At 71.1% G+C, this 26,251-nt stretch carries 18 protein-coding genes and 1 pseudogene; 8 read left to right on the top strand and 11 right to left on the bottom strand.

All coding sequences use genetic code 11. The features are described 5' to 3' along the window. The first annotated feature begins 166 nt into the window (after positions 1–166). Positions 167–1,948, top strand: a complete 1,782-nt coding sequence (locus tag AB0I43_RS35360) for a protein kinase (RefSeq protein WP_357433426.1) — start codon at positions 167–169, stop codon at positions 1,946–1,948. A 3-nt stretch (positions 1,949–1,951) separates the two neighbouring features. Here the strand turns inward: AB0I43_RS35360 and AB0I43_RS35355 are convergent, their stop codons facing one another. Beyond that, positions 1,952–2,437, bottom strand: a complete 486-nt coding sequence (locus tag AB0I43_RS35355) for a glutathione peroxidase (protein WP_356976016.1) — start codon at positions 2,435–2,437, stop codon at positions 1,952–1,954. A gap of 163 nt (positions 2,438–2,600) precedes the next feature. Between AB0I43_RS35355 and AB0I43_RS35350 the strand changes: the two genes are divergently transcribed. Together AB0I43_RS35350 and AB0I43_RS35345 are read left to right on the top strand one after the other, a co-directional pair. Further along, complete coding sequence (locus tag AB0I43_RS35350) at positions 2,601–3,377, top strand: ABC transporter ATP-binding protein (RefSeq protein ID WP_357433424.1); 777 nt, start codon at positions 2,601–2,603, stop codon at positions 3,375–3,377. A gap of 56 nt (positions 3,378–3,433) precedes the next feature. Next, the gene (locus AB0I43_RS35345) at positions 3,434–5,992 is read left to right on the top strand and encodes an FtsX-like permease family protein (protein ID WP_357433422.1); all 2,559 of its coding nucleotides are present in this window, start codon (positions 3,434–3,436) and stop codon (positions 5,990–5,992) included. Between the two features lie 45 nt (positions 5,993–6,037). Here AB0I43_RS35345 and AB0I43_RS35340 read toward each other — a convergent pair whose 3' ends face one another. From AB0I43_RS35340 to AB0I43_RS35320, 5 genes and pseudogenes are all read right to left on the bottom strand, one after another. After that, positions 6,038–8,089, bottom strand: a complete 2,052-nt coding sequence (locus AB0I43_RS35340) for an ADP-ribosylglycohydrolase family protein (protein ID WP_357433420.1) — start codon at positions 8,087–8,089, stop codon at positions 6,038–6,040. Positions 8,090–8,500: 411 nt separating this feature from the next. Then, a pseudogene (locus tag AB0I43_RS35335) lies at positions 8,501–9,625 on the bottom strand (VWA domain-containing protein); the annotation flags it as partial. Positions 9,626–9,835: 210 nt separating this feature from the next. After that, a complete protein-coding gene (locus tag AB0I43_RS35330; protein WP_356976006.1) occupies positions 9,836–12,130 on the bottom strand; it encodes a DUF5682 family protein in 2,295 nt (764 codons plus the stop codon). Continuing rightward, positions 12,127–13,227 carry an AAA family ATPase gene (locus tag AB0I43_RS35325; RefSeq protein WP_356976004.1) on the bottom strand — a complete coding sequence of 367 codons (1,101 nt, stop codon included), beginning with the start codon at positions 13,225–13,227 and terminating at the stop codon, positions 12,127–12,129. Before AB0I43_RS35325 ends, AB0I43_RS35330 begins: the two co-directional genes overlap by 4 nt. Next, positions 13,224–16,028 (bottom strand): DUF5691 domain-containing protein, encoded by a 2,805-nt coding sequence (locus tag AB0I43_RS35320; RefSeq protein WP_357433418.1) that lies wholly within the window; start codon positions 16,026–16,028, stop codon positions 13,224–13,226. The genes AB0I43_RS35325 and AB0I43_RS35320 overlap by 4 nt, the downstream gene beginning before the upstream one ends. Before the next feature lie 395 nt (positions 16,029–16,423). On the opposite strand from AB0I43_RS35320, the gene AB0I43_RS35315 reads away from it, so the two are divergent. Together AB0I43_RS35315 and AB0I43_RS35310 are read left to right on the top strand one after the other, a co-directional pair. Further along, complete coding sequence (locus tag AB0I43_RS35315) at positions 16,424–18,841, top strand: AAA family ATPase (protein ID WP_356976000.1); 2,418 nt, start codon at positions 16,424–16,426, stop codon at positions 18,839–18,841. After that, positions 18,826–19,281: a hypothetical protein gene (locus AB0I43_RS35310; RefSeq protein ID WP_356975998.1), complete on the top strand. Its 456-nt coding sequence runs from the start codon at positions 18,826–18,828 to the stop codon at positions 19,279–19,281. Before AB0I43_RS35315 ends, AB0I43_RS35310 begins: the two co-directional genes overlap by 16 nt. Position 19,282: 1 nt before the next feature. Here AB0I43_RS35310 and AB0I43_RS35305 read toward each other — a convergent pair whose 3' ends face one another. Continuing rightward, positions 19,283–19,858, bottom strand: a complete 576-nt coding sequence (locus tag AB0I43_RS35305; protein WP_357433416.1) for an ATP-dependent Clp protease proteolytic subunit — start codon at positions 19,856–19,858, stop codon at positions 19,283–19,285. 134 nt (positions 19,859–19,992) lie between these two features. On the opposite strand from AB0I43_RS35305, the gene AB0I43_RS35300 reads away from it, so the two are divergent. After that, positions 19,993–20,382: a YchJ family protein gene (locus AB0I43_RS35300; protein WP_357433414.1), complete on the top strand. Its 390-nt coding sequence runs from the start codon at positions 19,993–19,995 to the stop codon at positions 20,380–20,382. A 39-nt stretch (positions 20,383–20,421) separates the two neighbouring features. Continuing rightward, positions 20,422–21,726 carry a cytochrome P450 gene (locus AB0I43_RS35295; protein WP_357433412.1) on the top strand — a complete coding sequence of 435 codons (1,305 nt, stop codon included), beginning with the start codon at positions 20,422–20,424 and terminating at the stop codon, positions 21,724–21,726. Here the strand turns inward: AB0I43_RS35295 and AB0I43_RS35290 are convergent. Continuing rightward, positions 21,719–23,302 (bottom strand): carboxylesterase/lipase family protein, encoded by a 1,584-nt coding sequence (locus AB0I43_RS35290; RefSeq protein ID WP_357433410.1) that lies wholly within the window; start codon positions 23,300–23,302, stop codon positions 21,719–21,721. The genes AB0I43_RS35295 and AB0I43_RS35290 overlap by 8 nt on opposite strands. A 184-nt stretch (positions 23,303–23,486) precedes the next feature. On the opposite strand from AB0I43_RS35290, the gene AB0I43_RS35285 reads away from it, so the two are divergent. Beyond that, the gene (locus AB0I43_RS35285) at positions 23,487–23,711 is read left to right on the top strand and encodes a zinc ribbon domain-containing protein (RefSeq protein WP_357433408.1); all 225 of its coding nucleotides are present in this window, start codon (positions 23,487–23,489) and stop codon (positions 23,709–23,711) included. On the opposite strand, the gene AB0I43_RS35280 is transcribed toward AB0I43_RS35285, so the two are convergent. The 3 genes from AB0I43_RS35280 to AB0I43_RS35270 are packed head-to-tail and all read right to left on the bottom strand — an operon-like array spanning position 23,708 to position 26,230. Continuing rightward, entirely contained in the window at positions 23,708–24,580 is an 873-nt protein-coding gene (locus AB0I43_RS35280) for an NAD(P)-binding domain-containing protein (protein ID WP_357433406.1), read from the bottom strand. The two genes, AB0I43_RS35285 and AB0I43_RS35280, sit on opposite strands and share 4 nt — an antisense overlap. Positions 24,581–24,632: 52 nt before the next feature. Beyond that, positions 24,633–24,908: a SelT/SelW/SelH family protein gene (locus tag AB0I43_RS35275; RefSeq protein ID WP_357433404.1), complete on the bottom strand. Its 276-nt coding sequence runs from the start codon at positions 24,906–24,908 to the stop codon at positions 24,633–24,635. A gap of 14 nt (positions 24,909–24,922) precedes the next feature. Then, positions 24,923–26,230 (bottom strand): cytochrome P450, encoded by a 1,308-nt coding sequence (locus tag AB0I43_RS35270; RefSeq protein WP_357433402.1) that lies wholly within the window; start codon positions 26,228–26,230, stop codon positions 24,923–24,925. Between the last annotated feature and the right edge of the window lie 21 nt (positions 26,231–26,251).

The raw sequence follows: 26,251 nt of genomic DNA, 5'->3' as shown, positions 1-26,251 counted from the left end.
GAATGGAACGCCGTGGCGTCCCGGCGCGATACCCGTTCGTCGGGCATCGAGGTGTGTGACAACTGCTAGGGTTTTCCGTATTCCGTGGTCAGGCGATGCCCGATCACGATCTCGTGCTGTACGCCTCGCCGGCGGGTCCCGGTGCGGGCGAGAAGTGGAGCAAGACATGCTGGCCAGCGGTGATGTTTTCGCCGGCTATGTCATCGAGCGGCAGCTGGGCCGCGGTGGCATGGGTTCGGTTTATCTGGCGAAACATCCGCGGCTGCCGCGGATGACGGCGTTGAAGCTGTTGAACCGGGAGATGTTCCACGACGACGAGGTGCGGGCGCGGTTCGAACGGGAGGCGGATCTGGTCGCCCGGCTCGATCACCCCAATATCGTCACCGTCTACGACCGCGGCCTCGACGACGAGCAGCTGTGGATCTCCATGCAGTTCATCGACGGGATCGACGCCGCCTCGGCGGAACCGGAGTCGCTACCGCCCGCGCGCGCCGTGCAGATCATCAAGGAGACGGCCGAGGCGCTGGACTACGCGCACGGCATGGGCGTGCTGCACCGCGACGTGAAACCGGCCAACATCCTGCTGGCCAGATCGGGCAGCGGGCGCGGTGAACGCGTCTACCTCACCGACTTCGGCATCGCCCGGCTGCGCGACGACACCGGTCACCTGACCCAGACCGGCACCTTCACCGCGACCCTGGCCTACGCCTCGCCCGAGCAGCTCACCGGATCGCCGCTGGATCACCGCTCGGACCAGTATTCGCTGGCCTGCACGCTGTTCTGGTTGTTCACCGGGTCCGGTCCGTTCGCCGCGACGAATCCGGCGCAGGTGATCCAGGGCCATCTGCAATCCCCGCCGCCCGCGCTGAGCAGCACCCGGCCCGGCCTGCCGTACGCGCTGGACGGGGTGCTGGCCAAGGCGATGGCCAAGCGGCCCGACGATCGGTACAACTCGTGCTCGGAATTCGCCGCGGCCGCCCAGCGCGCCCTGACCGACCGCAGCCAGCCCGTGCTGCCGCTGGCCGGCCCGCGCCCGTCCACGGGCCCGCAGTTCCCGACCGCGCACACCTCCACGCCGCAGCTGCCCACGACCGGCGGTGCGCAGCAGTCACATCCGCAGCTGCCGACCTATCCGGTCGGGCAGGCCAGCGGCCCGCATTCGCTCAGCGGCGCGCCCACGGCGATCACGCCCCCGCCGCGCATGACCCAGCACACCATGCCGGGACCGGCCGCGCCGCACCCGAATCCGTCGAACTCGCCCTATACCCAGCAGAACTCCTACCGCCCGCCGGCGGGCTACAACGCCGTGCCGCGGCCGCCGGTCCCGCCGCGGAAATCCAACGCGGGCCTGATCGTCGGCGTGGTGGTCGGCTCGGTGGTGCTGGTGCTGGTGCTGCTGATGGTCATCGGCGCGGTCGTCGGCGACGACACCGATCCGACCACCACGCCCACCGCCTCGGCGACCACGTCGGCCGCGAGTACCGCGGCCGCCACGAGCGCGAGCGTGGAGGCGATCAGCCGCGAGTTCCCGAGCATGGTCCCCGCCGAGGCCGACGGCAACTCCGGCTACAACGGCGCCACCTGCAGTTCCCACACCGCCAGCGCACCGCCCAGCCCGACCGACGGCACGCCGGACTTCGGCGAGTGGGCGTTCGCGTGGGACTGCTTCGGCGGCGGCGACAACGAGGACCCGTTCTACACGGTCTACATGTTCAACTCGGCGGCCGACGCCCAGGCGGCGTTGCGCAATCTGCCCGCGGACGCCGCCAAGTCCAGCGACAGCAACGGCGGGAAGTCCTACACCAACTACAAATTCAACAACAGCGGGCCGAAGATGGTGACGGCGTTCAGCGGGTCCCGCGGGCAGTACCTGATGTTCACCGACGGGATCGTGGACACCATCTCCATCGACGACGTGCTGCGCTGGTGGCGTTCGGCGCCGCTGTGAGTGCTAGAGAACGGCTTCGACCGCGCCGCGCAGCGCCGGATCCTCGGGGGTGACGGTCGGGCGGAAGCGCCCGGCCACCTTGCCGTCGCGGTCGATCAGGAACTTCTCGAAGTTCCACTGGATGTCGCCCGCGGCGCCCTCGGCGTCGGCGGTCTGCACCAGCTCGGCGTAGAGCGGGTGCCGGCCCTCGCCGTTGACCTCGGTCTTCTCCAGCAGCGGAAAATCCACGCCGTAGGTGGTGGCGCAGAACTGCGCGATCTCCTCGGCCGAGCCCGGCTCCTGCCCCATGAACTGGTTGCACGGCACGCCGACCACGGTGAAACCCTTGGGCCCGTAGGTCTGCTGCAACTCCACCAGCCCCGAATACTGCGGCGTCAAACCACATTTCGACGCGACATTGACCAGCAGCACGGCCTTGTCGCCGGCCAATTCGGTCAGCGTGGTGGGCTCGCCCTCCAGGGTGCGCAGCGCAACGTTGCGAATAGTCACTCGTCTCTACCTACCATTCCGGATTCGGGGGTGATCCCTTCGTCACGCTACCGGAGCCGGCCCGCTCCACCCGTGGTAGGAATTCCGGGGCCGGCCCTACGACCAGGGGTGTCAGGGGAAATCCGGATGGCGCGGGGCCGGATCGCCCGACAGACTGGAGGGCATGACTTCGCACGCTGTGGGTACCGACACCGCCGAGACGGCGGCTCCGGCCGATGTCGCGGCCCGTGCCATCGCTCTGTCCAAGATCTATGGTTCGGGAGATACCCAGGTCAAAGCCCTGGATGAGGTGTCGGCCGAGTTCGCGAAGGGGGAGTTCACCGCGATCATGGGCCCGTCCGGCTCCGGCAAGTCCACCTTGATGCACTGCCTCGCCGGGCTCGACAGCGCGAGCTCGGGCACCGTCCGGATCGGCGACACCGATCTCTCGGGCCTGTCCGACAAACAGATGACGGCCCTGCGGCGCGACCGGATCGGTTTCGTCTTCCAGGCGTTCAACCTGGTGCCCACGCTCACGGCGCTGGAGAACATCACGCTCCCGCTCGACATCGCGGGCCGCAAACCCGACCAGGAATGGCTGGAGACGGTCCTCAAGCGGCTCGGCCTCAACGATCGCCTCAACCACCGCCCCAGCGAGCTCTCCGGCGGTCAGCAGCAGCGGGTGGCGTGTGCCCGCGCCCTGGCCGGCAAACCGGACATCATCTTCGGCGACGAGCCGACCGGCAATCTGGATTCCCGCGCCTCCGGCGAGGTGCTGTCGATCCTGCGCGCGGCGGTGGACGAGTTCGGGCAGACGGTCGTCATCGTCACCCACGAACCGCATGCGGCGGGGTACGCCGATCGGGTGGTCTTCCTCGCCGACGGTCGCATCGTCGACGAATTGCGCGGGCCCACGGCCGATTCGGTGCTGGATCGCATGAAAGCCCTGGAGACCAAATGAATTCCGCATCGCGTCGCGATTCCGTCGGGGGCGGCGGTCGGGCGGCGGGGAGTCCTATGCGCAAGGTGGCCTTGCGCAATCTGGCGGCGCACAAGGTGCGCCTGGCGCTCACCCTGCTCTCGGTGGTGCTCGGTACCGCCTTCATCGCCGGGTCGTTCGTCTTCACCGATACCCTGCAACGCACCTTCGACGGCATCTTCGCCAACGAGGCCAAAGGCGTCGACGTACGCATCAGCCCGAAGGAGATGCGCTCCTTCGGTGTTCCGCTCGCCGTCGTGGATCAGGTCACCAAGACCGAGGGCGTGCGCGCGGTCGAGCCGAGCGTGAACGGTCCGCTGGTCCTGCTGGACGCCAAGGGCAAGGCCGTGCAGACCGGCGGTGCGCCGAGCTGGGGCGAGTCCTACACCCCACCGGAGCAGGCGGTCGCCGAGCCGGAGCGCTTCATCGCGGGCGCGCCCCCGGCCGCACCCGGCGAGGTGGCGCTGAACAGCGGCGGCGCCGAGCGGGCCGGGCTGAAGGTGGGCGACCGCACCAAGGTGCAGATTCCCTCGCGCGCCGCGGGCTCGTCCGAGGCCATCGAGGTCACCATCTCCGGCATCTATCAGATACCCAGCGAGACCGGCGGATTCATCGGATTGCTGTTCGAGGGCAAGCAGGCGCGGGAGCTGTTCTCCGACCCCACACACGTCGCCTACATCGACGTCGCCGCCGCGCCCGGCGTCGACGGCGACGCGCTGCGCGACAAGATCGCCAAGGACGTCCCCGGCTTCAAGGTGCAGAACGGTGAGCAAGTCCGCGCCGACATGAAGGCCCAGGTCTCCCAGGCCCTGAACTTCATCAATTACTTCCTGCTCGCCTTCGGCGCGATCGCGCTGATCGTCGGCACCTTCATCATCTACAACACCTTCTCCATGATCGTCGCGCAGCGGCTGCGCGAGCTGGCGCTGCTGCGTGCGGTCGGCGCCAGCCGGGCGCAGGTCGGCCGCACGGTCGTGGTGGAGGCGCTGGTGATCGGCTTGATCGGCAGCGTGCTCGGTCTGGCCGGCGGCGTGGGCCTGGCCTTCGGGTTGTCCGCGCTGCTCAACGCCTTCGACCTGGGCCTGCCCACCGGCACGCTCACGGTGCTGCCCCGCACGATCATCGTCGGCCTCCTGGTCGGCCTGGTGGTCACCGTGGTCAGCGCCTACGCCCCCGCGCGCCGGGCCGCCAAGATTCCGCCGGTTGAGGCGATGCGCGAGGAGTTCAAGTCGCTCGGTGAGTCCCTGCGGGTGCGCACCCTGGTGGGCGCGGTGCTGGCGGTGGTCGGCGTCGTGCTGGTCGCGATCGGCGCGCAGGGCACCGGCGGCAACGCCGCCCTGACGGTCGGGTTCGGCGCGCTCGCCCTGATTCTCGCGGTCCTGCTGGCGGCGCCCGCGCTGTCGCGGCCGGTGCTGGGTGCGCTCGGAGTCCTGGTCCGGCCGTTCGGGCCGATCGGGCGGATGGCGCGCAACAACGCGGTGCGCAACCCGCGCCGCACGGCCGCGACGGCTTTCGCGCTGACGCTGGGTCTCATGCTCGTCTCCGCGATCGGCATGCTGGGCGCCTCGGCGAAGGCGAGCGTCGGCGTGCTGGTCGACAAGGGCGTCAAGGCCGACTACGTGGTGGCGGGCCCCTCGCAGAGTCAGCTGATCGGGTTGTCCCTCGAGATCCCGGCCAAGGTGCGCGCTTCGGTGCCCGAGGCGGAGAGCGTCGTCGGTATCCGTGGTACCGCGGTGCGCTTCGGCGAGGATCAGGCGAACGGCATCTCGCCGGACGGTGACCTGCGCTCGGCGCTGAACTACACCATGCTCGAGGGCACCGACACCCTCGGCACGGGCAGCATCCTCGTGTCCAAGGACGAGGCGGACGAGCACAGGTGGCGGGCCGGGCAGCAGATCGAACTGACCACCTACGACATCGACCCGGCGAGCCAGGGCAAGCCGAGGAAGGTGCCCGTCACCATCGCGGGCGTCTTCGAGGACACGCCGCTGTTCAACGATTTCGTCCTGTCCCCGGATCTGTTCGCCCAGGTCACCCCGCGCAACTTCCAGAACAACTTCCTGGTGCTGGTCACCGCGCGCCCCGGCGCCGACCTGTCCGCGATGCGGACCGGCCTGGAGGCGGCCACCGAGAACTTCGCGCTGACCCAGGTGCAGGATCGGGAGCAGTTCAAGGGGGCGCAGGGGCAGCAGATCAATACGATGCTCGCCATCCTGTACGGCCTGCTCGCCCTGGCCGTGGTGATCGCGATCCTGGGCATCATGAACACCCTGGCGCTCTCGGTGGTGGAGCGCCGCCGCGAGATCGGCATGCTCCGCGCGGTCGGCACCGAGCGGGCCCAGATCCGCCGCACCATCTATCTGGAATCGGCGTTGATCGCGGTGTTCGGCGCGATCGTCGGGGTGATCCTCGGCATCGGTCTCGGGTACGGATTCCTGCGCACGCTCAGCGATCTCGGCCTGGACCAGATCGCCATCCCGTGGACGCAACTGGTGCTGGTGCTGGTGTCCTCCGGCGTGGTGGGTGTTCTCGCCGCGCTGTGGCCCGGCATCCGGGCCGCGCGCACACCTCCGCTGGCCGCGATCGCGGATCTGTAAGGAAGGCAACCGGTTCCGGGTGGCCGCCAGGCGGCCCGGAACCGTTCAGCCGAGGTACCGGCGGTGCCAGTCCGCGCTGGGCTCACCGTAATCGTTGCTCGGCGGGTTCGGCCCGAACTCGGTGCAGTAGTCGGAGGCGAGTTCCTCGATGACGGCGCGCACGTCGACCGCGTGCCAGGGCCGGGGGACGGCCGACGCGCCGTAGCAGGCGCCGAGGATGCTGCCGCTGATCGCGCCGGTGGCGTCGCTGTCACCGGAGTGGTTGACGGCCAGCAGGATTCCGTGGCGCACGATCTGCTCGGCCGGGCCGCCGGCGGCCTGTGCGGCCAGGGCCGCGTAGACGGCGATGGCCAGGGCTTCCGGGCCGATCCAGCCGCGGCCCAGCGTTTCCAGATCTTCCGGCCGGGGCAAGCGGGGCCCGGCCCGGTCGGCGAGGCGCAGTGCGGCGTCCAGGGCGGCCGAGGTTTCCTCGTGCCGTCCGTATTTGCGGAGTTCGGTGCGGGCGCGATCGACGGCGGCTCGCAGTTCGGCGCCGCGGACCAGCTCGTAGACGATGACGGCCAGCGTGCCCGCGGGCAGCCAGCCGCTGGGATGGCCGTGCGTGAGCGCGGCCGCGTCACAGCCCAGTTCGAACACGATCTCTACGGCCAGCCCGGTGCGGTCGGCCAGATAGCCGAAACCGCACGGGGCGGACCGGGCCAGAGCGGCGCAGCCCTTGGAATCGTTGATCGGTTCGCCCCGGGTGCCCAGCGGCTGGAACGGTTTTCCGCGTTCGGCGGCCCGGCGTAGCGCGCCGATGGCGGCCCGCCCGGTGCCGCGCAGCTCGACCAGCTCGGGGTGCGCCGCGAGCCGGCTGCGCAGCGGTGCGGGCTGTTCCGGGAGTTCGATGCCCTGGCCTCGCAGCCACACCAGGAAACCCTGCTGCATCATCCCCAGCGTCGCGCCGCCGCTGCCTTTCGCGCGGGCCCGCACCGAGCCTTTGATCAAGGCTTCGGCGGTGAACAGTGCCAGCTGGGTCTCCTCCGAGACCAGTCCGGCGAACGGCTCGCCCGTGACGCCGTGCGAGCCGTAGCGCTGGCGGATCTCGCTCAGCAGCAGATTCTCCACGGGTGCGCCGAGCGCGTCTCCGGCCGCGCCGCCGAGCAGGCAGCCGCGCACGCGGTCGGCCGCGTCCCGCAGTGGATCGGGCCGGGGCGGTTCGGCTTTGGGGTGCCGGGCGGGGGTGGGCGGCCGGTGCGCGTCCCGGGCGGGTTCCGGTTTCCGCCAGGCCGCCAGCGCCGCCTCGGCGAATTCGCAGCAACTGCGGAAACGCTGGTCCGGGTCCTTGGCCATGGCCTTGGCGAACACCGGATCCAGCGCGGCGGGCAGGTCCGGGCGGGCGGCGCGCAGCGAAGGCGGCGGCGACTGCACGTGGCCCCACAGCACCGCGGCGACATTCGACGCGTCGAACGGCGCGAAGCCGGTCAGGATCCGGAACATGGTGCAGGCCAGCGAGTACTGGTCGGCGCGGTGGTCCACCGGCGCGGCGGTGAGCTGTTCGGGGGAGGCGTAGGCCAGGGTCGCGACCAGCGTGCCGGTGCGGGTGAGCCCGCCGGAATCGCCGAGCAGTTTCGCGATCCCGAAGTCGGTGAGCAGCACGCGCTCGGTGAAACCGGGGCCCACGCCGGCGGAGCGGGAGAGCAGGATGTTGGCGGGCTTCACATCCCGGTGCAGCACGCCGTTGCTGTGCGCGTAGTCGAGCGCGCCCGCGGTCTGGTGCAGGATCTGCATCGCGCGGGCGGGCGGCATGGCGTTCACCGGAACGGCCGCGGTGTCGACGCCGTCGACGTACTGCATCGTGATCCAGAGGTGCTCGTCCTCGACGCCGCGGTCGAAGACGGTGATGATGTTGGGGTGGTCCAGCCGGGACACCAGATCGGCTTCGCGCTCGAACCTGGCGCGGACCTCGTTGTCGCCGAACAACTCTCGGTGCAGCAGTTTGAGCGCGAGCAGTTTCGGCAGCCGCGGATGCCGGGCGGCGTACACCGCGCCCATGCCGCCGCGGCCCAGCTCGCGTTCGATCACGAAGCCGGCGAATACCTCACCACGGCGCAACATCCGTGCCCCCCAATCCCAGCGAGCCCTACAGCTGGCAGCCTAGTCACCTTCGATCCGGGCTCGGGTGCTGCCGGGAACCCGGCGTCAAAATCCCACGTCAGTGGACTCCCCGGCCCTACCATCAGTTAGCTGAAGGTTAGCCATACCCCTCGACAAGGAGTACCGCACATGGAAATCCTGGAAACGGTTCTGACTCTCGTCACCTCCGTGCTCGATCTCGCGAGCCAGCTGTCGACCTTCGGGTCCTGACATGGACTCCGCACTGGCGGCGCTGTCGCTCGTGTCCACCGCGCTCAATGCCCTGTTCACCGTGGCCGATCTGGTGAGTGCGCTCATCTGACCCCCGGTGCGCCACCGAGGTCCCCCGGGCGCCTGCCCCCGGGGGGACCTCGTCTTCTCCACCCAGGCCCGGACGTCGCCGCGATCGATCGCGAGCGCCAGGAGCTCGGGAAAGGCGTCGGGGGTGCAGGCGAAGGCGGGAACGCCGAGACCGGCCAGCGCGGCGGCGTTGTCGTGATCGAAGGCCGGGGCGCCGTCGTCGGAGAGCGCGAGCAGCACCAGCACCTGAACGCCGGATTCGCGCATGGCGTTGATCCGGCGCAGCATTTCCGCGCGGATGCCGCCCTCGTAGAGGTCGGAGATCAGGATGAACAGCGTGTCCGCGGGCCGGGTGATCAGGGACTGGCAGTAGGCCAGGGCCCGATTGATGTCGGTGCCGCCGCCGAGCTGGGTGCCGAACAGGACCTCGACCGGGTCGTCGAGGTGGTCGGTCAGATCGGCGATCTCGGTGTCGAAGACGACCAGCGAGGTCCGCAGCGCCCGCATCGAGGCGAGCACCGCGCCGAACACCGACGCGTACACGACACTGGCCGCCATCGAGCCCGACTGATCGATCGCCAGCACCACATCCCGGCGCACCGCCTGCGCGGTCCGGCCGTATCCGACCAGCCGCTCGGGCACCACGGTCCGATGCTCGGGCAGGTAGTGCGCGAGATTCTTGCGAATGGTCTTGTCCCAGTCGATATCGCGGGGCTTGGGCCGGGCCGTGCGGGCGGCACGGTTCAGCGCGCCGGAAACCGCCGCGCGGGTGTGCGCCGCGATGCGCTCCTCGATGTCGCGCACCACCTTCGTCACCACGGCACGCGCCGTCGTCCTGGTGGTCTCGGGCAGCACCGAGTTCAAACCGAGCAGGGTGCCGACCAGGTGCACGTCCGGCTGCACCGCCTCCAGCAGCTCCGGCTCCAGCAGCAGTTGCGTCAGTTCCAGCCGATCCACCGCGTCGCGCTGCAACACCTCCACCACCTGTGCGGGGAAGTAGCGCCGAATATCGCCCAGCCACCGCGCCACCCGCGGCGCCGACCCGCCGAGCCCACCGGTCCGCTTCCCGGCCCGCTCCTCCTCCGCGTTGTACAGACTCCCGAGCGCCTGGTCCATCGCCACGTCCTCGGCGTCCCCGAGCGCTCCGGTCTCTGCTTCCGCGGCGGAACCCAAGACCAATCGCCACCGCCTGGCCTGTGCGTCATCCACTGATCGCACCTTTCCGATCGATCCGAAGCGGCATCCGCCCGCCGCGCGCCGCAGACGAGGACGCCCGCACCTCCTCGATCGGCCCGAAGCGCCTGCCGCCGGCTCTGCGCCGAATCCGAGCCGGTGTGCCCCGGATCGACTGCGCGAGAGCTATTCCAGGCGTGGTGCTTTCGGCGGAAGGCGCCTGCGCGCTCGGGTGCTTCGTCTGAAGGCTGATCCTCATGCTGTGACTCCGAGGATTTCGGCTACGGCGAGGAGAGCCGGGGTCCCGCGGGACGGATCGACGGTGAAAGCTCCGGGGGCGCTGGCCGCGGGGGTGCGCAGGGCGTGGGCGATGGCACGCCGCTCGGGCGGTTCGAAGGTGGCGAAGGTGCGGCGCAGCAGGGGGAGGGTCTCGGTGAATTGCTGATCGGTGAGGGCGTGCAGCCAGGTGTCGATCAGGTGCAGCAGGTGGCGGTCGTGCACCAGCAGCAGGCCGCGGCCGCCCAGGAAGCCGTCGATCCAGGCCGCCTTGGCGGCCGGGGTGTGGCCGAGGGAGAGGGCGGCCGAGAGGCGGCGCGCGGATTCCGCTTCGGGGATGCGCCCGGCGTCGGCGAGCAGGCGGACGGCGCGGCCCGCGAGTGCGCCGTGCACGTCGTCGCGGTCGGCGAGGCGGTGCAGCGCGGCCAGCCATTCGCCGGTGGCCCAGGGGTTGTCGCGGGTGTGGATGGCGGTGTGCGCGGCGTCGAGCAGGGTGCGCAGCTGTTCGGCGGCGGGGGTGTCCAGGCCGGTGACCGCGCCGGGCAGACCCGCGCAGATGCGGATCAGCAGACTGTCGGCGACGTGTTGCAGCGCGGTCAGGTCGGTGCCGCGCACATCGCCGTAGCGCAGCGTGCCGACCAGATCGGGCAGCGCGGCGAGCAGGTGCGTGACGTCGTGGTCCAGCGCCGCAACGGTTTCCACGCGGGTGACCAGGCCGGTCACCGCCGGTCCGAGATCGGCGAGCAGCGCGGATTCCAGCGCGCCGGTGAGGTCGGCCAAGCCGAGGCCGGGGCGGGCGGCCGTGTCGAGCACCTTGGTGGTGGCCGCGGTGGCGAGGGTGGTGCCCCAGCGCGACGCCTCGATGACGGCGACCGCGAACTCGGGTCGCCAGCGCAGCGTCCAGCTCTCCCGGAAGGTCCCGGTGCCTCGGATATCACTGGAAACCGGGGTGCCCCAGGCGATGTCGAGCAAGCGCAGCCGGTGCAGCAGGTGCGAGCGCTCGCGTTCCCGGTCCTTGCGCAGATCCAGGTCGAGCGCCTTCGCCTGCGGTTCCTGTTTCAGCCGCAGCGTCCGGATCTGTTTCCGCAGGTCGGCATCCAGTGGCACCGCGGGCACGCCCACCGGGACCGAACCCAGCGCCTCCCCGACGACCAGCTCGGAGTTCACCACCCGCACCAGGGCTTCCGATCCGCCCGCCAGCACCGCCCGCACCGCCTCGGTCACCTCCGCCAGCCCGGCCAGCGGCCGGCCGCGCAGCACCGCCAGCGTCTCCGCCAGCCGCACCGCCTCGATGACGTGCGCGCTCGACACCGGCAGATCGTGCGCGCGCAGCACGCCCGCGACCTTGGTCAGCCAGCGCGCCACCGGCTGCTCGGTCGCGCTGAACAGATGGTGATACCACCCGGGCGAATCGATCCCCGCCCCGTACCCGGACGCGGTCGCCAGCCGGGAATGCGTCCACGGCACCCACGTCACCGTGGCCTTCACCTTCGGTAAACCCTTGAGCAGCCGCGCGTCCGGCGCGGCTGGACCGAGTTCACCGCTCAGGGCGGGCGCGTGCCACGCCCCGCACACCACCGCGATCCTGCGTGCCCCACCCTTTCTCGCCTTCCGCAGTATCTGCCGCATGTACGCCTCCCGCACCAGCGTGTGCGCGTCCACCCGCGCCGGTGGCCGGTCGCTGTCCAGGCGGCCCAGGTTGTCGGGAGTCGCGTTGTCGGGGGCGGCGTCGGAGGGCGAGTGCCGCGGTGCCGGAATCGCGGATTGGTGGCGTAGCTCGGCCATCGCCTCGGTGATGGCGTCGAAAGCCGTGTGGTGCGGGGCGGATTCGAGCAGGGTGTCCCACCAGCGTTCGGGATCGTCGTGCCCCGCGGCGGCGGCCAGATCCGCGAGGGGGTCGACACCGCCCTCGGGGGAGTCCTTTTCGAGGGCGAGGACCGTGCCGGCGGGGAGATCACAGAAAGCCACGGGGACAGCGTGTTCGGCGGCATAGCGCATGGCCTGCCACTCCGGGGAGAAAACGGCGAAGGGCCAGAAGGCCGCGCGGGCCGGCTGATCCGGAACGTAGGCGAGCAGGGCGACCGGGGGCGCCATGCCCTCGGCGGCGACTAAACCGACCAGGGGATCGGCGTCGGCGGGGCCTTCGATCAGGATGGTGTCAGGCGCGAAGTCGGTGAGTGCCGACAGCAGTGAACGCGCCGAACCAGGGCCGTGATGCCGGATTCCGAAAACGCGGGTCGCGGCCGGGCCGAGCGCTTCCGCGGCCGGTGTCATTGCCCGGAGATCTCGCGGCAGGCGCGGTAGAAATCGGACCAGTCCGGGCGTTCGCGCACCACGGCTTCCAGATATTCGGTCCAGATCGCCGCGTCGGAGACCGGATCCTTGACCACCGCGCCCAGGATCGACCCGGCGACATCGGCGGCCCGCAGGGTGCCGTCGCCGAAATGCGCGGACAGGGCGATGCCGTTCGTGATCACCGAGATGGCCTCGGCGGTGGACAGCGTGCCCGACGGCGATTTCAGGGCGGTGCGACCGTCGGCGGTGCTCCCGGAGCGCAGCTCGCGGAAGACCCGCACCACGCGGCGCACCTCGTCGGCGGCCGGGACCGCGGGCAGTTCCAGTGCGGCGCCGAGCTGTTCGACCCGCCGGGTGACGATCGCGACCTCGTCCTCCTCGCTGGCGGGCAGCGGCAGCACCACGGTATTGAAGCGCCGGCGCAGCGCCGAGGACAGTTCGTTGACCCCGCGATCGCGATCATTGGCGGTGGCGATCACGTTGAAACCCTTGGCGGCCTGCACCTGGATGCCTAGTTCGGGCACCGGCAGCGTCTTCTCCGACAGCACCGTGATCAGCGCGTCCTGCACGTCGGACGGGATCCGGGTGAGCTCCTCGATCCGGGCGATCGCGCCGGTGCGCATAGCGCTCATCACCGGCGAGGCGACCAGCGCGCCCTCGCTCGGGCCTTCGGCCAGCAGCCGGGCGTAGTTCCAGCCGTACCGGATCGATTCCTCCGCCGTGCCGGAGGTGCCCTGCACCAGTAGCGTCGACGCGCCGCTGATCGCGGCCGAAAGATGTTCCGACACCCAGGTCTTGGCGGTGCCGGGCACGCCGAGCAGCAGCAGCGCGCGGTCGGTGGCCAGGGTCGCCACCGCGACCTCCATCAGCCGGCGCGGCCCGACGTACTTCGGGCTGATGACGGTGCCGTCGCCGAGCGACCCGCCGAGCAGATAGGTCACCACCGCCCACGGCGAGAGCCGCCATCCGGGCGGGCGGGGCTTGTCGTCGGCGGCGGCGAGCGCGGCGAGTTCGCCGGCGTAGGCCTGTTCGGCATGCGGGCGCAGCAGCTCCGGCACGAGATCGGTAGTGGTCACTGCAACTCCTCGAGCATCATCGAGCGGTGGGTGAGATCGCGGGCGAGCCGGTCGAATGCTCGCTCCCAGGCGGGGTCTTCGCAACGCCGGGCCACGACGGCGGCCGTGGCGGCCGCGCCGACCGGCAGGTGCGCGGCCGCGGCCTGCAGCAGCGCGCGGTGCGCCGCCGGGCCCGACCCGTGCGCGCCGGCGCGCTGCGCCGCCACGCGTGAGCGTTCGAACAGCAGCAGGATCAGGTGCTGGGCCAGCGGTTCCGGCCACGGATGCCCCATGGCCGGCAGCAGCGCCTCGATCTCGGAGAACCAGGCGCCGTCCAAGCGCAGCAGGTGGCGCACCCGATCCGCCTCCGGCAGCAGCGCGAACAGTTCGCGCCGCCGCAGCAGCGCCACGTCCGAGGGGACGCCGGCCTCGAACAGCGCTCGCGCCCAGGCGGAATCGTGCTGGGCGAGCGCGGCGTCCACCCAGCCGTCGAACAGCGGCTGCCGGAAGCGTTCCTCGACGCCGACGCGCACCACCGCCGCCGGATCGCCGCCGGCCAGTGCCTGCCAGTGCGGCAGCGGCGTGGCGGCGACCAGCTGGCGCAATCGGCCCGCGGTGGGGTCCGGTGCGCCGTTCCAGCGGTAGGTGAATTCGACGGGGCGGTCGAAGATTCCGTCTCGGCGCGCCTCGGCGTCGAGCGGGTTGGGCAGGTCGATGACGAAAGCCGGTGCGCCGAGCTCGATACCGACCCAATCCCGGGCGCGCGCGGTCATGCGCTGGGTGAAGGCGGAATCGGGGAGTAGGGCGAGCAGCCCGCTCGCGGTGCGCCGGACATCGGCGCGGCGATCGTCCAGCGCGGTTTCCAGCAGCGGCTCGTCCTTGGTGGACAGATCCTGCGAGAGCACCGCCAGCAGTTCGGCTTTCAGCGCACCCGATTCCCGAGGCCAAGCGAGGGTGAGTGCTTCGCGGGCCGCATCGGGCTCCCGGTGGCGAAGCCGGGTGAGCCAGGCGAGTCGCTCGGCAGGCTTCCCCGATTCCCAGCCGTCCGTATCCTCCTCGGTGCTGCTCGGCCACTCCAGTTTTCGCCATTCCGGATGCTGCGCCGCGAGCCAGCGTCCCCGTTCCCCGGCCAGTCGCAGTAGCAGGGGCCGCAATCCCGCGTGGGCGCTGGCCTGCTCCAGCAGCAGGGCGCACCACGCCTCGGGCGCCCGGAAGTCATGTGGTGCGGCGGCTTCGAACCACTCCGGGAGGAACACCGACCGTTCGCGCAGCATCGCCGCCAACCGGAGCGCAGCGGCCACCGGCAACTGCCGCCGCGGGTCGTCGGCCGCCGGAACAGGCAACTCGGCCCGCTCGGCGCGCACCCCGGCGCGTGCGAAAGCCTCGTGCAGCGCCACCGATTCGAGCAGAAGCCGCGCCGGTTCGGCGGACAACCGCGTCGCCACGGCACCCACTGCCGGGTTCAGGGCACTGAGGTCCACCGCGCGCCGCGCGGTGCCCAGCAGCGCGACCGACGTCAGATGCCCGCCTGTCGCCGGAGCCGCGGCAGCTTCCATCCGCTGCGGCTCGAGGTCGACGACCGTGCCCGCCGTGAACACCGAAATCGGCACCAGCCCACCGGTTGTCCACTCGCCGATCACCGTCACCGGATGGCCGCCGGAAATGCCCAGCAGCTGCCACGGCGACTCACCCGGGCTCAGCGGCAACGCCGTGCCCCCGATCTCGGCCACCTGCCACCCCTGCGCCCCGAGCACCGGCACGATGTCGGTGAGCAGCACCGGCCACGCCCGCAGCCAGGGATCGGCGGCCAGCGCCCGCGCATGCCCAGCCAGAGCGCTGTCGATCACGCCGGCGAAACCTTGCCGATCGCTCGACAGCGCGGGTTCGTCGGAATCGCCGTCGGCCACACGCAGTTCGGGCTCGCCGGAGCCGCCGATGGTCGCGGGCTGTGTGGGCTCGTCGGGACCGGCGATGGTCGTGGGCTGTGTGGCCTTGTCGGGACCGCCGACGGTCGCGTGCTGGGTGGGCTCGTAGGAATTGCCCACACCTGGCCGATCGGTCGACAGCGCGGGCTCGCGGGACTCGCCGACCGACGCAGGTACGGGCTCGTGTGAGTCCGGGGTTTCGAGGAACTTGCCCCCGACCCCGGACACCGCGAGTGGCAAGGTCGTGAACGGTTCATCCGCCCCGAATCGCTCGCCCCACAACGCTCGCAGCGGTGCCGCCCCCGGATAGAAATGCACCTCCGCCTCGGCCATCATGCCCAGCCCGGGCACGTCTTTCGGGAATTCGGGTGTGCCGAAATGGTGTTCGACCAGCAGCGCCCAGCGCCCGGTCCGGCGGCCGTACAGCCAGGTTCGGCGGGTGTGCAGCCGCTCCTCCTCGCTGAGCCGGACACCGAGCACCTGCCAGGCATCGCGCAGCGCGGGCTGTTCGCGGACCTCGGCGGCGCGGGTCGGGTAGCCGACGTGCGTGCGCACGCTGGCCCGCAGCTCGGGGGTGAGTTCGTCGAGGCGGCGGTGCGCGGCGATGAGCAGGTGCAGCCGGGCGTATTCGCGCAGCAGCAGGTCCGGCCACTCCTCGCGGCCCGCGACGAGCTCCGGCAGCCGGCGCAGCACCGCCGCGACGCCGGGCGCCTGCGCGTCGACCATGCGCGCCGCCATGGTCGCGAACACGCGGCCGGAGCGCTCGGCCTGGGCGAGCCCCGTGCGCACCTGATCGCCGAGCCAGACATCGAGCTCCGCCAGCCCGGCGCTCACCCGGACCGCGCGCTGTCGCGCGGCCGCGGACTCGGGCGTGGCGCTGACCTGCGTCTCGCTCATCGGCCGTCTCCTCCCTCCGGTGTGCCGCGCCCGGCCCCCAATCTCGTCTGTTGCCCGAATTCCTACCGCACGCCACCGACAAGCGACACCGTGCCCGCCAACCCCGCTGCGCACCCGCCGGATTCGGACCAAAAGACACTCTTGCGCTGAATGTCCGATATCTGGCATCCTGTTCTGTTCGGCTCCGTCCGAGCCACCCATATCGGGTGCCACACTTCGAGCTGCCCGCGTGGGTTGGCGAGGGGTGGACATCGAGTGTGGGGGGTGCATTCGATGGCCATACCATCCCCGCGGGCAGATTCGGACTTCCTCTGCCTCCGGCCGCCGGTGGGCGAAAATCCCGCTGTCGGGTAGCGTTTCGCTCGAAATTTCCGATCGGGGTGGAGGGTTTTCGTATGGCGGATGCGGCCACCGAGGCAGTCCCGCGCCTCACCGAGGTGGTGGCCCGCCGCCTTGCCGACGATCCCGCGGTCACCCCCGATGTCACGCACGCCGTGCTCCAAGCGCTGGGCGGCGCCGAATCCGAGGACCGGACCATCGGTTTTGCGGATACCGGGATCTTCCTGCGGGCCATCCGGGTGCGCGGCTTCCGCGGCATCGGTCCGGAAACGAGTCTGGAACTGCCGCCCGGACCGGGCCTGACCTTGGTCGTGGGCCGCAACGGCAGCGGCAAATCGAGTTTCGCCGAGGCCGCCGAACTCGCGCTGACCGGCGGAAATCGGCGCTGGGACGGTCGATCCGCGGCGTGGCGGGAAGGCTGGCGCAATCTGCACGCCGGCGATTCCACCCGCATCGAACTGGATTTGCTCACCGCGGGAACAGATCCCGAGATCAGCATCGTGAAGGAGTGGGAGTCCGGCGCACAGCTGGCCGAGGCGCGCTGGACCGAAAACCGCGCCACGCAGCGCGATTCGCGGTTCGATCCGACCCGCTGGGCGCCCGTGCTGGAGCTGTACCGCCCGTTCCTGTCCTACAGCGAACTCGGCGCGCTGGTCGACGGCAAGCCCAGCGATCTGTTCGACGCGCTGCACCAGCTGCTGGGCCTGGACGAGCTCACCGTCGCGCAGGAGCGGATCCGTTCCCGCCGACTGGCTTTGGAGCGGGCCGCCCGCGATTCCCGCGTGGAGCGCGTCGCGCTGGTCGACGCGCTGGACGCGCTCGCCGACGATCGCGCGACCCGGATGGCCAAGCTGCTGCGCCCGGCCCAGCCCGACCTGACGGCGGTGTCGCGCTACATGTCCGGCCGCGCGGACGACGCCGACGGCCCCGACGGCCTGCGGGCCATCGTCCGGCTCGCGCTGCCCAGCGCCGAGCAGGTGGCGGAGATCGCCGAGCGGCTGGCGGCCTGCGGAGCGGCGCTGGAACGCGACACCACCGCCGACGCCGAAGCGGATCTGCGCGTGCTGGAGTTGTTGCGGCGCGCCCGGATACACGCCGAGGCGAGCGGCGACTGCGCCTGCCCGGTCTGCGGCCGCGGCACCCTGGACGCGACCTGGGCGCGGGCCGCCGACGCCGAGATCGCCCAGCTGGCGGCCCGCGTGGACGCGCTCACCACCGCGCAGACCCGACTACGCGAGGCCACCCGCGCCGCGCGCGCCCTGCCCGACCAGGTGCCCCCCGAACTGGATTTCGACCCGCGCAACCCGCCGACCGTAGACACCACCGCGGTGCACCGGGCCTGGTCGGACTGGTCCGCGCTGGCGGGCGCCGACTACACGCCCGATCTCCCGGAACGCCTGCGCGGCGCGCACGCCCGCCTGGTCGACGAACTCGCCCTGCTGCAGCAGGGCACCCGCAAGGAACTGGACCGCCTCGACGAGGTGTGGGCGCCGCTGGTGCCGCGCATCGCGAGCTGGCTGGACAACGCCCGCCAGGTCGCCGTGCGCGCGGGTGAACTGCGCACCGTCAAACGCGCCGAGGACTGGCTGAAATCGGCCACCTCCGGGCTGCGGGACGAGCGCATGTCCCCGCTGGAGACCACGGCTCGCTGGGTGTGGCGCACGCTGCGCCAGCAGAGCAACGTCGAGCTCGGCGGAATTCGCTTGCAGGGCAACGCCGGTACCGCGCGCCGGGTCCTGCTCGACGTCACCGTGGACGAGGTGGAGAGCGCCGCGCTGGGCGTGATGAGCCAGGGCGAGCTGCACGCGCTGGGCCTGTCGCTGTTCCTGCCGCGCGCCACCGTCGAGCACAGCCCGTTCCGCTTCGTGATGATCGACGATCCGGTGCAGGCGATGGATCCGGCGAAGGTGGACGGGCTGGCCCGGGTGCTGGCCGCGGTAGCCGCGACGCGGCAGGTCATCGTGTTCACCCACGACGAGCGGCTGGCCGAGGCCGTGCGGCGGATGCAGCTCTCGGCGCGGGTGGTGGAGGTGCAGCGGCGCGAGCGGTCGGTGGTGGAGGTGCGGGTCTCCAGCGATCCGGTGCGCCGCTACCTCGACGACGCCCGCTCGCTGGTGCGCACCCCGCAGCTGCCGCCCGCCATCGCCGACGAATTGGTCGCCACCTGTTGCCGTTCCGCGGTGGAGGCGGCCAGTCAGGCGCGGGCGCGGCGCAATCTGCTGGCCGCGGGCATGCACCACCGGGACGTGGAACGCCATGTGGAGACCGCGCACACCACCCGGGCCATGGTGGCGCTGGCGGTCATGGGCGTGACCTACAACGTCGACCATCTGAACCAGCACCTCGCGGGCGAGGCGAAATGGCTGGTGCCGGCCCTGCGGGACGTCACCGCGGCCGCGCACGTGCCCATCGACCGCACCATGCGCGAGTTGATCACGAGCACCGAGCGGCTGATCGCGTGGCTGAGCAAGTGAACGGCCCGCGCCGCGGCCGTTCGCCGAACGCACCGCGCCGCCGCCCGAAGTCGCGGGCCCCGCGGGATCGGCCGCCGCGACCCACCGTCGAGGAACGTTTCGAGGCGGTCGACCGGCTGCTGGAGGGCGATGTCTCGGACGCGGGCGGCGTGTGGTCGCGGGCGACCGCGTGGATTCTGCGGCTGGCCCTGGAGCAGTCGGTGGACCTGCTGTGGTTGCGCACCACGCCGGAACTGGTCCGCTGCCCGATGCGCGCGCAACTGCTGGCGCTGCGCGTCTACGCCGGCCCGGAAACGGCCGCGCAGGTCGCCACGGTCTGGGCCGCCCTCTCCCGCGCCGCCCATCACCACGACTACGAACTCGCCCCCAGCGTCACCGAACTGCGCCGCTGGCGCGAGCAAACCGAGGCCGTCGCCGCCGTCCTCGCCCGCATTCCGTGACTCACCGCGCTCCGCTCGCGCGCGGACCGGTGATGACGTGGTCGATCATCCCGTACTCCTTGGCCTGCGACGCGGTGAACCAGCGGTCGCGATCCCAGTCGGCGATGATCTGCGCATAGGTCTGGCCGGTGTGCTGGGCGATGAGCTCGCCCATCCGCTGCTTCAACAGCACCTGCTGCTCGGCCATGATCATGATGTCGGCCGCGGAGCCGCCGAGGCCCGCCGAGGGCTGGTGCATGATGATCCGGGTGTGCGCCAGGGCGTGCCGCTTGCCCGGAGTGCCGCAGGTGAGCAGAAATTGGCCCATGGATCCCGCCAGGCCGAACGCGTAGGTGGCGACATCGCAGCTGATGTAGTTCATCGTGTCGTAGATGGCCATGCCCGCGTCCACCGAGCCGCCCGGTGAGTTGATGTAGAGGCTGATGTCCTTGTCCGGATCCGCGGCGGCGAGCAGCAGTAGTTGTGCGGTGATCCGGTTGGCGATGGCGTCGTCCACCTGTGTGCCGAGGAAGACCACGCGCTCGCGCAGCAGTCGTTCTTGGACCGAATCGTCGAGGGTGAGTCCGCTGGAAGCCATGGCCCGAGCGTATGACCGGTGTTCGCGGCGGACCCGGTTTCGCTGCTGTGAGCGGATTTGCTGTCGGCGAACGACTTTCGCCGTGCCCGGCACCGGGCGGCCGGTGCGCGGTGGCGCGCTGGGACAATCGCGGCATGGCTGAATCGCAGATGTGCCCGTGCAAGCGTGGGGAGCCGTTCGGCGAGTGCTGTGGGCCCGTGCTGGCCGGGCAGCGGAAGGCGGCGACGGCCGAGGCGCTGATGCGGTCCCGCTACACGGCATTCGCCGTCGGCGACGCGGATTATCTGCGGCGGTCCTGGCATTCGAGCCGGCGCCCCGCGAACCTGGCGCTGGATCCGGAGCAGCGCTGGCTGTTCCTGGAGATCGTGCGCACCGAACGCGGCGGCCCCTTCGACGACACCGGCGTCGTCGAATTCGTCGCCCACTACCGCGCCGCGGGCCGGCGCGGTCAGCTGCACGAGGTCAGCCGGTTCGCCCGCGAGGACGGTAGCTGGGTCTACCTCGACGGCGTTGTCGAACCGTGAAATCCGGGTAGGGTGGCAGCGGATGGATTGGGGTGGGATATGAAGCCGCAGTATTGGTTTCGCTGGTTGACCATGCAGGGGATCCTGCGTCTGACGATGCGCAGATACGCGCGGTCCGGGGATCCGTTCGCGCTCCTGCTCGGTGGCGCCGAACGCCCAGCCGACCCGTTCGCGCTGATCGATCGGTTGCGCGCCGAGGGCCGGGTGGCCCGCACGCCGCTGGCGCGCTTCACCGCCGATCACGAACTGGGCCGGATCATCCTGCGCGACAACCGCTTCGGCAAGGTCCCGCCCGGCAACGCGGCCAACTGGATCGCCAGGCTCTCCGCCGCGACGGCACGCCGCTTCCCGCTGCCGGCCAACCCGATCGAACCGCCGTCGATGCTGGTCCTCGACCCGCCCGAGCACACTCGGATGCGCCGCCCCGTCACCTCGGCCTTCACCCCGCGCGCCATCGCCCGGCTGCGCGAACGCGTGGAAGGCGTGACAGCCGAACTGCTCGACACGCTCCCCGCCGACGGCTCGATCGACCTGGTCACCGCCTACGCCGCCCAGGTGCCCAGCGCGATCATCACCGACATCCTGGGCTTCGCCCAGCGCGACCGGGCGATGTTCCTGGAGTGGGGCGATCGCATCGCCCCGCTGCTCGACCTCGGCCTGGACTGGCGCCGCTTCCGGCTCGGCTTCGCCGCACAGGACCGGATGGACGCCTACCTCGACGCGCACCTGGACCGGCTGCGCCGCGAGCCCGGCGAGGACATCCTGTCCAGCCTGGTCACCGCCGGCGATCTCGACGACCGGGAGCTGAAGGCGACGGCCGGGCTGCTGATGGCCGCGGGCTTCGAAACCACGGTCAATCTGATCGGCAACTGCGTGGTCCGGTTGCTGCGCAACCCCGACCAGCTGGCCCGCCTGCGCGCCGAACCGGACCTGTGGCCCAACGCGATCGAGGAATCGCTGCGCCTGGACGCGCCGGTGCAGTCCACCGCCCGCCTCGCGCTCGAACCGCTGGAGCTGGGCGGGCACAGGCTGCGGGCGAACCGGCTGGTGCTGGTTCACCTGGCCGGGGCCAATCGCGATCCCGCGGTCTTCCCGGATCCGCACCGCTTCGACGTGGCCCGCGAAAACGCCAAGGATCACCTGTCCTTCTCCAGCGGCGTGCACGTCTGCCTGGGGGCGAGCCTGGCCCGCATGGAGGCCGTGCACGCCGTGCGGGCGCTGTTCGAGCGCTTCCCGGATCTGTGCCTGACCGGAGAACCGACGCGGCGCGACACCTACACGCTGCACGGCTTCGAGCGGCTGCCGGTGCGGCTCGGCCGCCCGGCCGAAACGCCGGTCAGCTGAACCCGACCGCCTGATCGCCCCAGGCCGCGTGCAGGTCGCGGTCCGGATTGTCCACCACCCGATCGATGGTGTCGATCAGCAGCGTGGTGCGGCTGGCCGGTTGATAGGGCGGCCAGTGCTTGGACCCGTCCAGCGCCGCGGGCACGCTGTGCGCGGCGAAGGCCAGCCAGCGGCGCATGGTGCGCCCGGAGACCTCGCCCGCCACCTTGCGCCCGCCCAGCCAGAAGGTCGGATCGTGGTTCAGGGTGCCGAAATTGCCGAAGACATAAGGTAATTCGGTGGCGTGTCCGGCGCCCACCCGGGCCGCGCGCAGCATCGGGGTGGCGTAGTCGAACCGGTAGGTCCAGGTGGGTGAGTGCCGGGCGTGCGCGTCGGCCACCCAGTGCGCGGGCATCCGGAACGCCGCGTCGGTCGACATCGCCAGCGCACCACGGGTTTTCGCGAGATCCGGGTAGGCCGAGGTGATCTCGGCGATGCGTTCGGGCGACATGCCGGGGTGACCGGCGGCGACGTCGTGCAGCATGACGTTCACCGCGTCCGGGGTGACCGGCATGATCGGCGACTTGAACAGCCGGAACAGCGAGGCCTCGTCCTTGTTGGTGCCGATCATCAACGGCATCCGGTGCGAGCGGCCGAGCTGGAACCGATGGATCGGGTACTCCGGCAGCAGATCGCCGTCGACCACGGGAGCGGCCGCCAGCCGGCCGGGTTCCTTCATCGGGACCTCGTCCATCAGCACCCCGGCCGCCTGCACCAGCCGGTCGATGGGCAGGTCGATCAGATCCATGGTCTGGGCGGGGCTGAGTTCCAGCAGTTCCAGATAGCGCTGGGCGACGCCCGCGGCGCGCTCCTGGCTCAGCACGGTCGTCGCGGGCGGGCTCTGCGCGATCGCCTTGTGGAACAGCCCGCTGGTGCGCGGCGAAGTCATCAGCGCCGTCACGCAGCCGGCGCCCGAGGATTCGCCGAACAGCGTCACATTGCCCGGATCACCGCCGAACGCGGCGATATTGTCGCGCACCCACTCCAGAGCGGCGATCTGGTCGTGCAGACCGAGATTTGGGGTGAAACCGTGGAACAGCGAGGACAGATCGAGGAAGCCGAGCGCCCCGATGCGGTAGTTGACGCCGACCACCACCACGTCGCCGGTCTCGGCGAGCTTGCGGCCGTCGTAGATGGCCTGGGCGGCGGTGCCGAGGCAGTACGCGCCGCCGTGCAGCCACACCATGACCGGGCGCGGCTCGCCGCCGGCCTGCTCGCCGACGCTGTTCGGCGGCGACCACACGTTCAGCCAGAGACAGTCCTCGCCCATCTTCAGCACCGAGTCGACCGGCACCATATTGCCCATGGTCTGCGGGGCGATCTCGCCGAACAGCGCGCAGTCGCGGACGCCGTCCCAGCGTTCCGGGGGTGTGGGCGGGCGGAAGCGTTTCGCGCCGGTGACCGGGGCGGCGTAGGGGATGGACCGCCAGACCGCGACCGGCCCGTCCCAGTGCCCGCGTACCCGGCCCGCGGTGGTCGGGACGACCGGACCGTCCTCGACCTGTTCGGCGGTGTCGGTCTCCGATTGCGTGGTCATAGTCGCACCTCGCTCGACCTGCGCTTACTCATGGTCCGCACCTCCTGCTCGCGACCCCGCGCATGCGCTGAAAGTTAGCGGTAACCGGGGTCGGCGACACGTGATCCCTGCGTCGAGGGTACTTCCAGTCGGTGAACGTGGCCGGGAGCGGCGCGGAGCGTCACCGAGGCGATACGCTGACGCGATGCCGAGCTACAACTTCCGGTGCCGAACCTGCGGTGACACTTTCGAGGTCACCCGGCCCATGGCCGAAGCGTCGAATCCCGCGGGCTGCCCGAGCGGCCACGACGACACGGTCAAGCTGCTGACCACCTTCGGCACGGTGAGCCGCGGCGGCGCCGTGCCCGCCGCGGCCCCCGCACCGCGCGCCACCGGTGGCGGCTGCTGCGGCGGTGGCGGCTGCTGCTAGCGCGGCTTGCCGAATTCCTCGATCAGCACCGGGTATTGCTCGTCGCCGTGCCCCGCGGCGATCGCCCGATCCGCCATCGCCTTGATCAATCTCGGCAGTTCGGCGTTCACCCCGAGCGCCTCGCTCTCTTCGACCAGATGAACCATCGCCCGGGCGTCGGTGGCCAGGGCCGACACCTCGGCCGGATAGGCGCCGCGATCGATCTGCTCGGCGTAGCCCGGTAGCCATTCGGCGACCCCCGCCGCGATCTGCCGGGCGAAGGGGGCGAAGGTCGCCGCGTCGACCCCGGCGGTGCGCAGCATGGCGGTGCCCTGCAACCAGGCGTTCAGCACGCTCCACATCATGGCCAGCCCGGCCACGTCGTACAGCGACGCCAGGCCGTGGTCGTCGCCGAGGTGGCTCGCGGTGCCGAGCGCGGCCAGCGTGGGCTCATGGGTCTCGAAATCGGCGCGCGGGCCGCTGTAGAGCAGCACCGCCTCGGCGGTGCCGATGACCGGCGGGACGGCCATGATCGCGCCATCCAGGTAGCGCGCACCGCGCTGCTCGGCCCAGCGCGCGGCGGTGCGGGCCTGGGCGGAGTCGCCGGAGGTCAGATTGATCAGCGTGCGGTCGGTCAGGTCGGCGGTGTCGAGCAGGTCGTACACGGCCGGGTAGTCGGTGAGGCAGACGATCGTCAGCGCGCTCGCCCGCACCGCCGCCGCGGCCGTGGCGGCCGGACGGGCGCCCGCGGCCACCAGCTCGCCGGCCTTGCCGGGCGTGCGATTCCAGACGGTGGTGGTGTGCCCGGCGGCCAGCAGTGCCGCGGCCAGGGCCCGGCCCATCAGGCCCAGCCCGAGAACGGTGACGGCGGTATCGGTTTCGTTGGTCATGGCACCATCGTCAACGTTGACACTTACGTCAAGGTCAAGCCCGGATGCGCGGTCAGCCCTTGCGGTCGGCGTGCCCGAGGTCGCGCTCGGGCGCGACGCGATCGCGCACCCGCTGCTTGAGCACCGCGATGTCGGGGAACCCGCCGTCGGCCTTGCGTTCCCAGATCTGCTCGTCGTCCACGGTGATGCGGAAGACGCCGCCCTCGCTGGGCACCAGCGCGACCTCGCGGAGGTCGGTGCCGAAGGTGTTCAGCAGTTCCTGCGCCATCCAGCCCGCGCGCAGCAGCCAGCGGCATTGGGTGCAGTACTCGATCGCGACGCGTGCCATAGGGCAACGGTAGATCAGACCACCGTCGCCTGCGGCGCACGGACACTGCGGCCGAGGCGGACCGGGAGCTGCTCGTAACCGTGCAGTGTGAACAGCTCGCGGCGGCGCGGCGTACCGGCCAGCCGCATATCGGGGAACCGCTCGAACAGGGCCCGCAGCGCGTAGGTGGCCTCCATGCGGGCCAGGCTGGCGCCCAGGCAGACGTGCACGCCGCTGCTGAAGGTCAGATGGTCCTTGGCATTCGCGCGCCCGACGTCGAAGCGGGCCGGGTCCTCGAACACCTTCGGGTCGCGGTTCGCGCCCGCGAGCGAGACCACCACCGTGTTGCCCTTGCGCAGCGGGATTCCGGCGATCTCGACATCCTCCAGCGCGGAGCGGGCGGTGGTCTGCACGGGGGCGTCGATGCGCAGCACCTCCTCCACGGCGTTCGGCCACAGCTCCGGTTCGGCGCGCAGCCGCTCGAGCTGGTCGGGGTGCGAGAGCAGTTGCACCACACCGTTTCCGATCAGGTTGACGGTGGTCTCGAAGCCTGCGCCCATGAGCAGGCTGGCGGTGGCCTTGAGGCCGTAGGTGTCGAGCTCGCCGGCGGTGACGAGGCTGGAGAGGATGTTCTCCCCGGGCTCGCGGCGCAGCCGTTCGATGTGCCCGTCGAGGTAGTCGTTCATCACCTCCATGGCGTCCAGCGCGGTGCGGTGCGCGCGGCGCGAGATGCCGATGTCCAGCAGCGGGGTGGCGGCGTCGCCCCAGTTCAGGAACATCTGCTTGTCTTCGCGCGGGAAGCCGAGCATCTCGGAGATGATCGCGATCGGCACCTGGGCGGCGAAGGCGGTGATCAGGTCGGCGGAGCCGCCCGAGGGCAGCTCCTCGAGCAGTTCCTCGGTCACCGATTCCACGCGGTCGCGCAGCCGGGCGACGGCGCGCGGGGTGAACGCCGCCGCGACCGGGCGGCGCATCCTGGTGTGCTCGGGTGGATCGATCACGAGCATGGACGGGGGCTCGACCGGGTTGGGCGGCAGCGGGAAGCGCTCCACCAGCCGCACCAGCGGGCCGGGCAGATCGAGGTTCTTGTTGGCGCGCACCCCGAACCGGTTGTCCCGCAGAATGGTCCGGACCAGCTCGTGATCGGCGCTGGCCCAGGCGATCGGGGTCTTCACCAGCCGGCCCTGCGCGCGCAACTGCTCGATCAGCGGGTACGGGTCGGTGAAGCCCTGGCGACCACCCATCAGCTGCGCGAACGGATGCCCGCGCCGGGCCTGACTGCGGAGCACCAGCCGTGGCAGGCCCTGCACCGAGAACCATCGGAACCAATACTGCGGCTTCATCGCTCACCAACCTCGTCGTTG

This window comes from Nocardia sp. NPDC050435, from assembly GCF_040655395.1.
In the GTDB taxonomy this organism is placed as follows: Bacteria; Actinomycetota; Actinomycetes; order Mycobacteriales; family Mycobacteriaceae; genus Nocardia.
The sequence above is the reverse complement of the archived record's forward strand: the minus strand, read 5'-3'. Positions and strand labels throughout refer to the sequence as shown.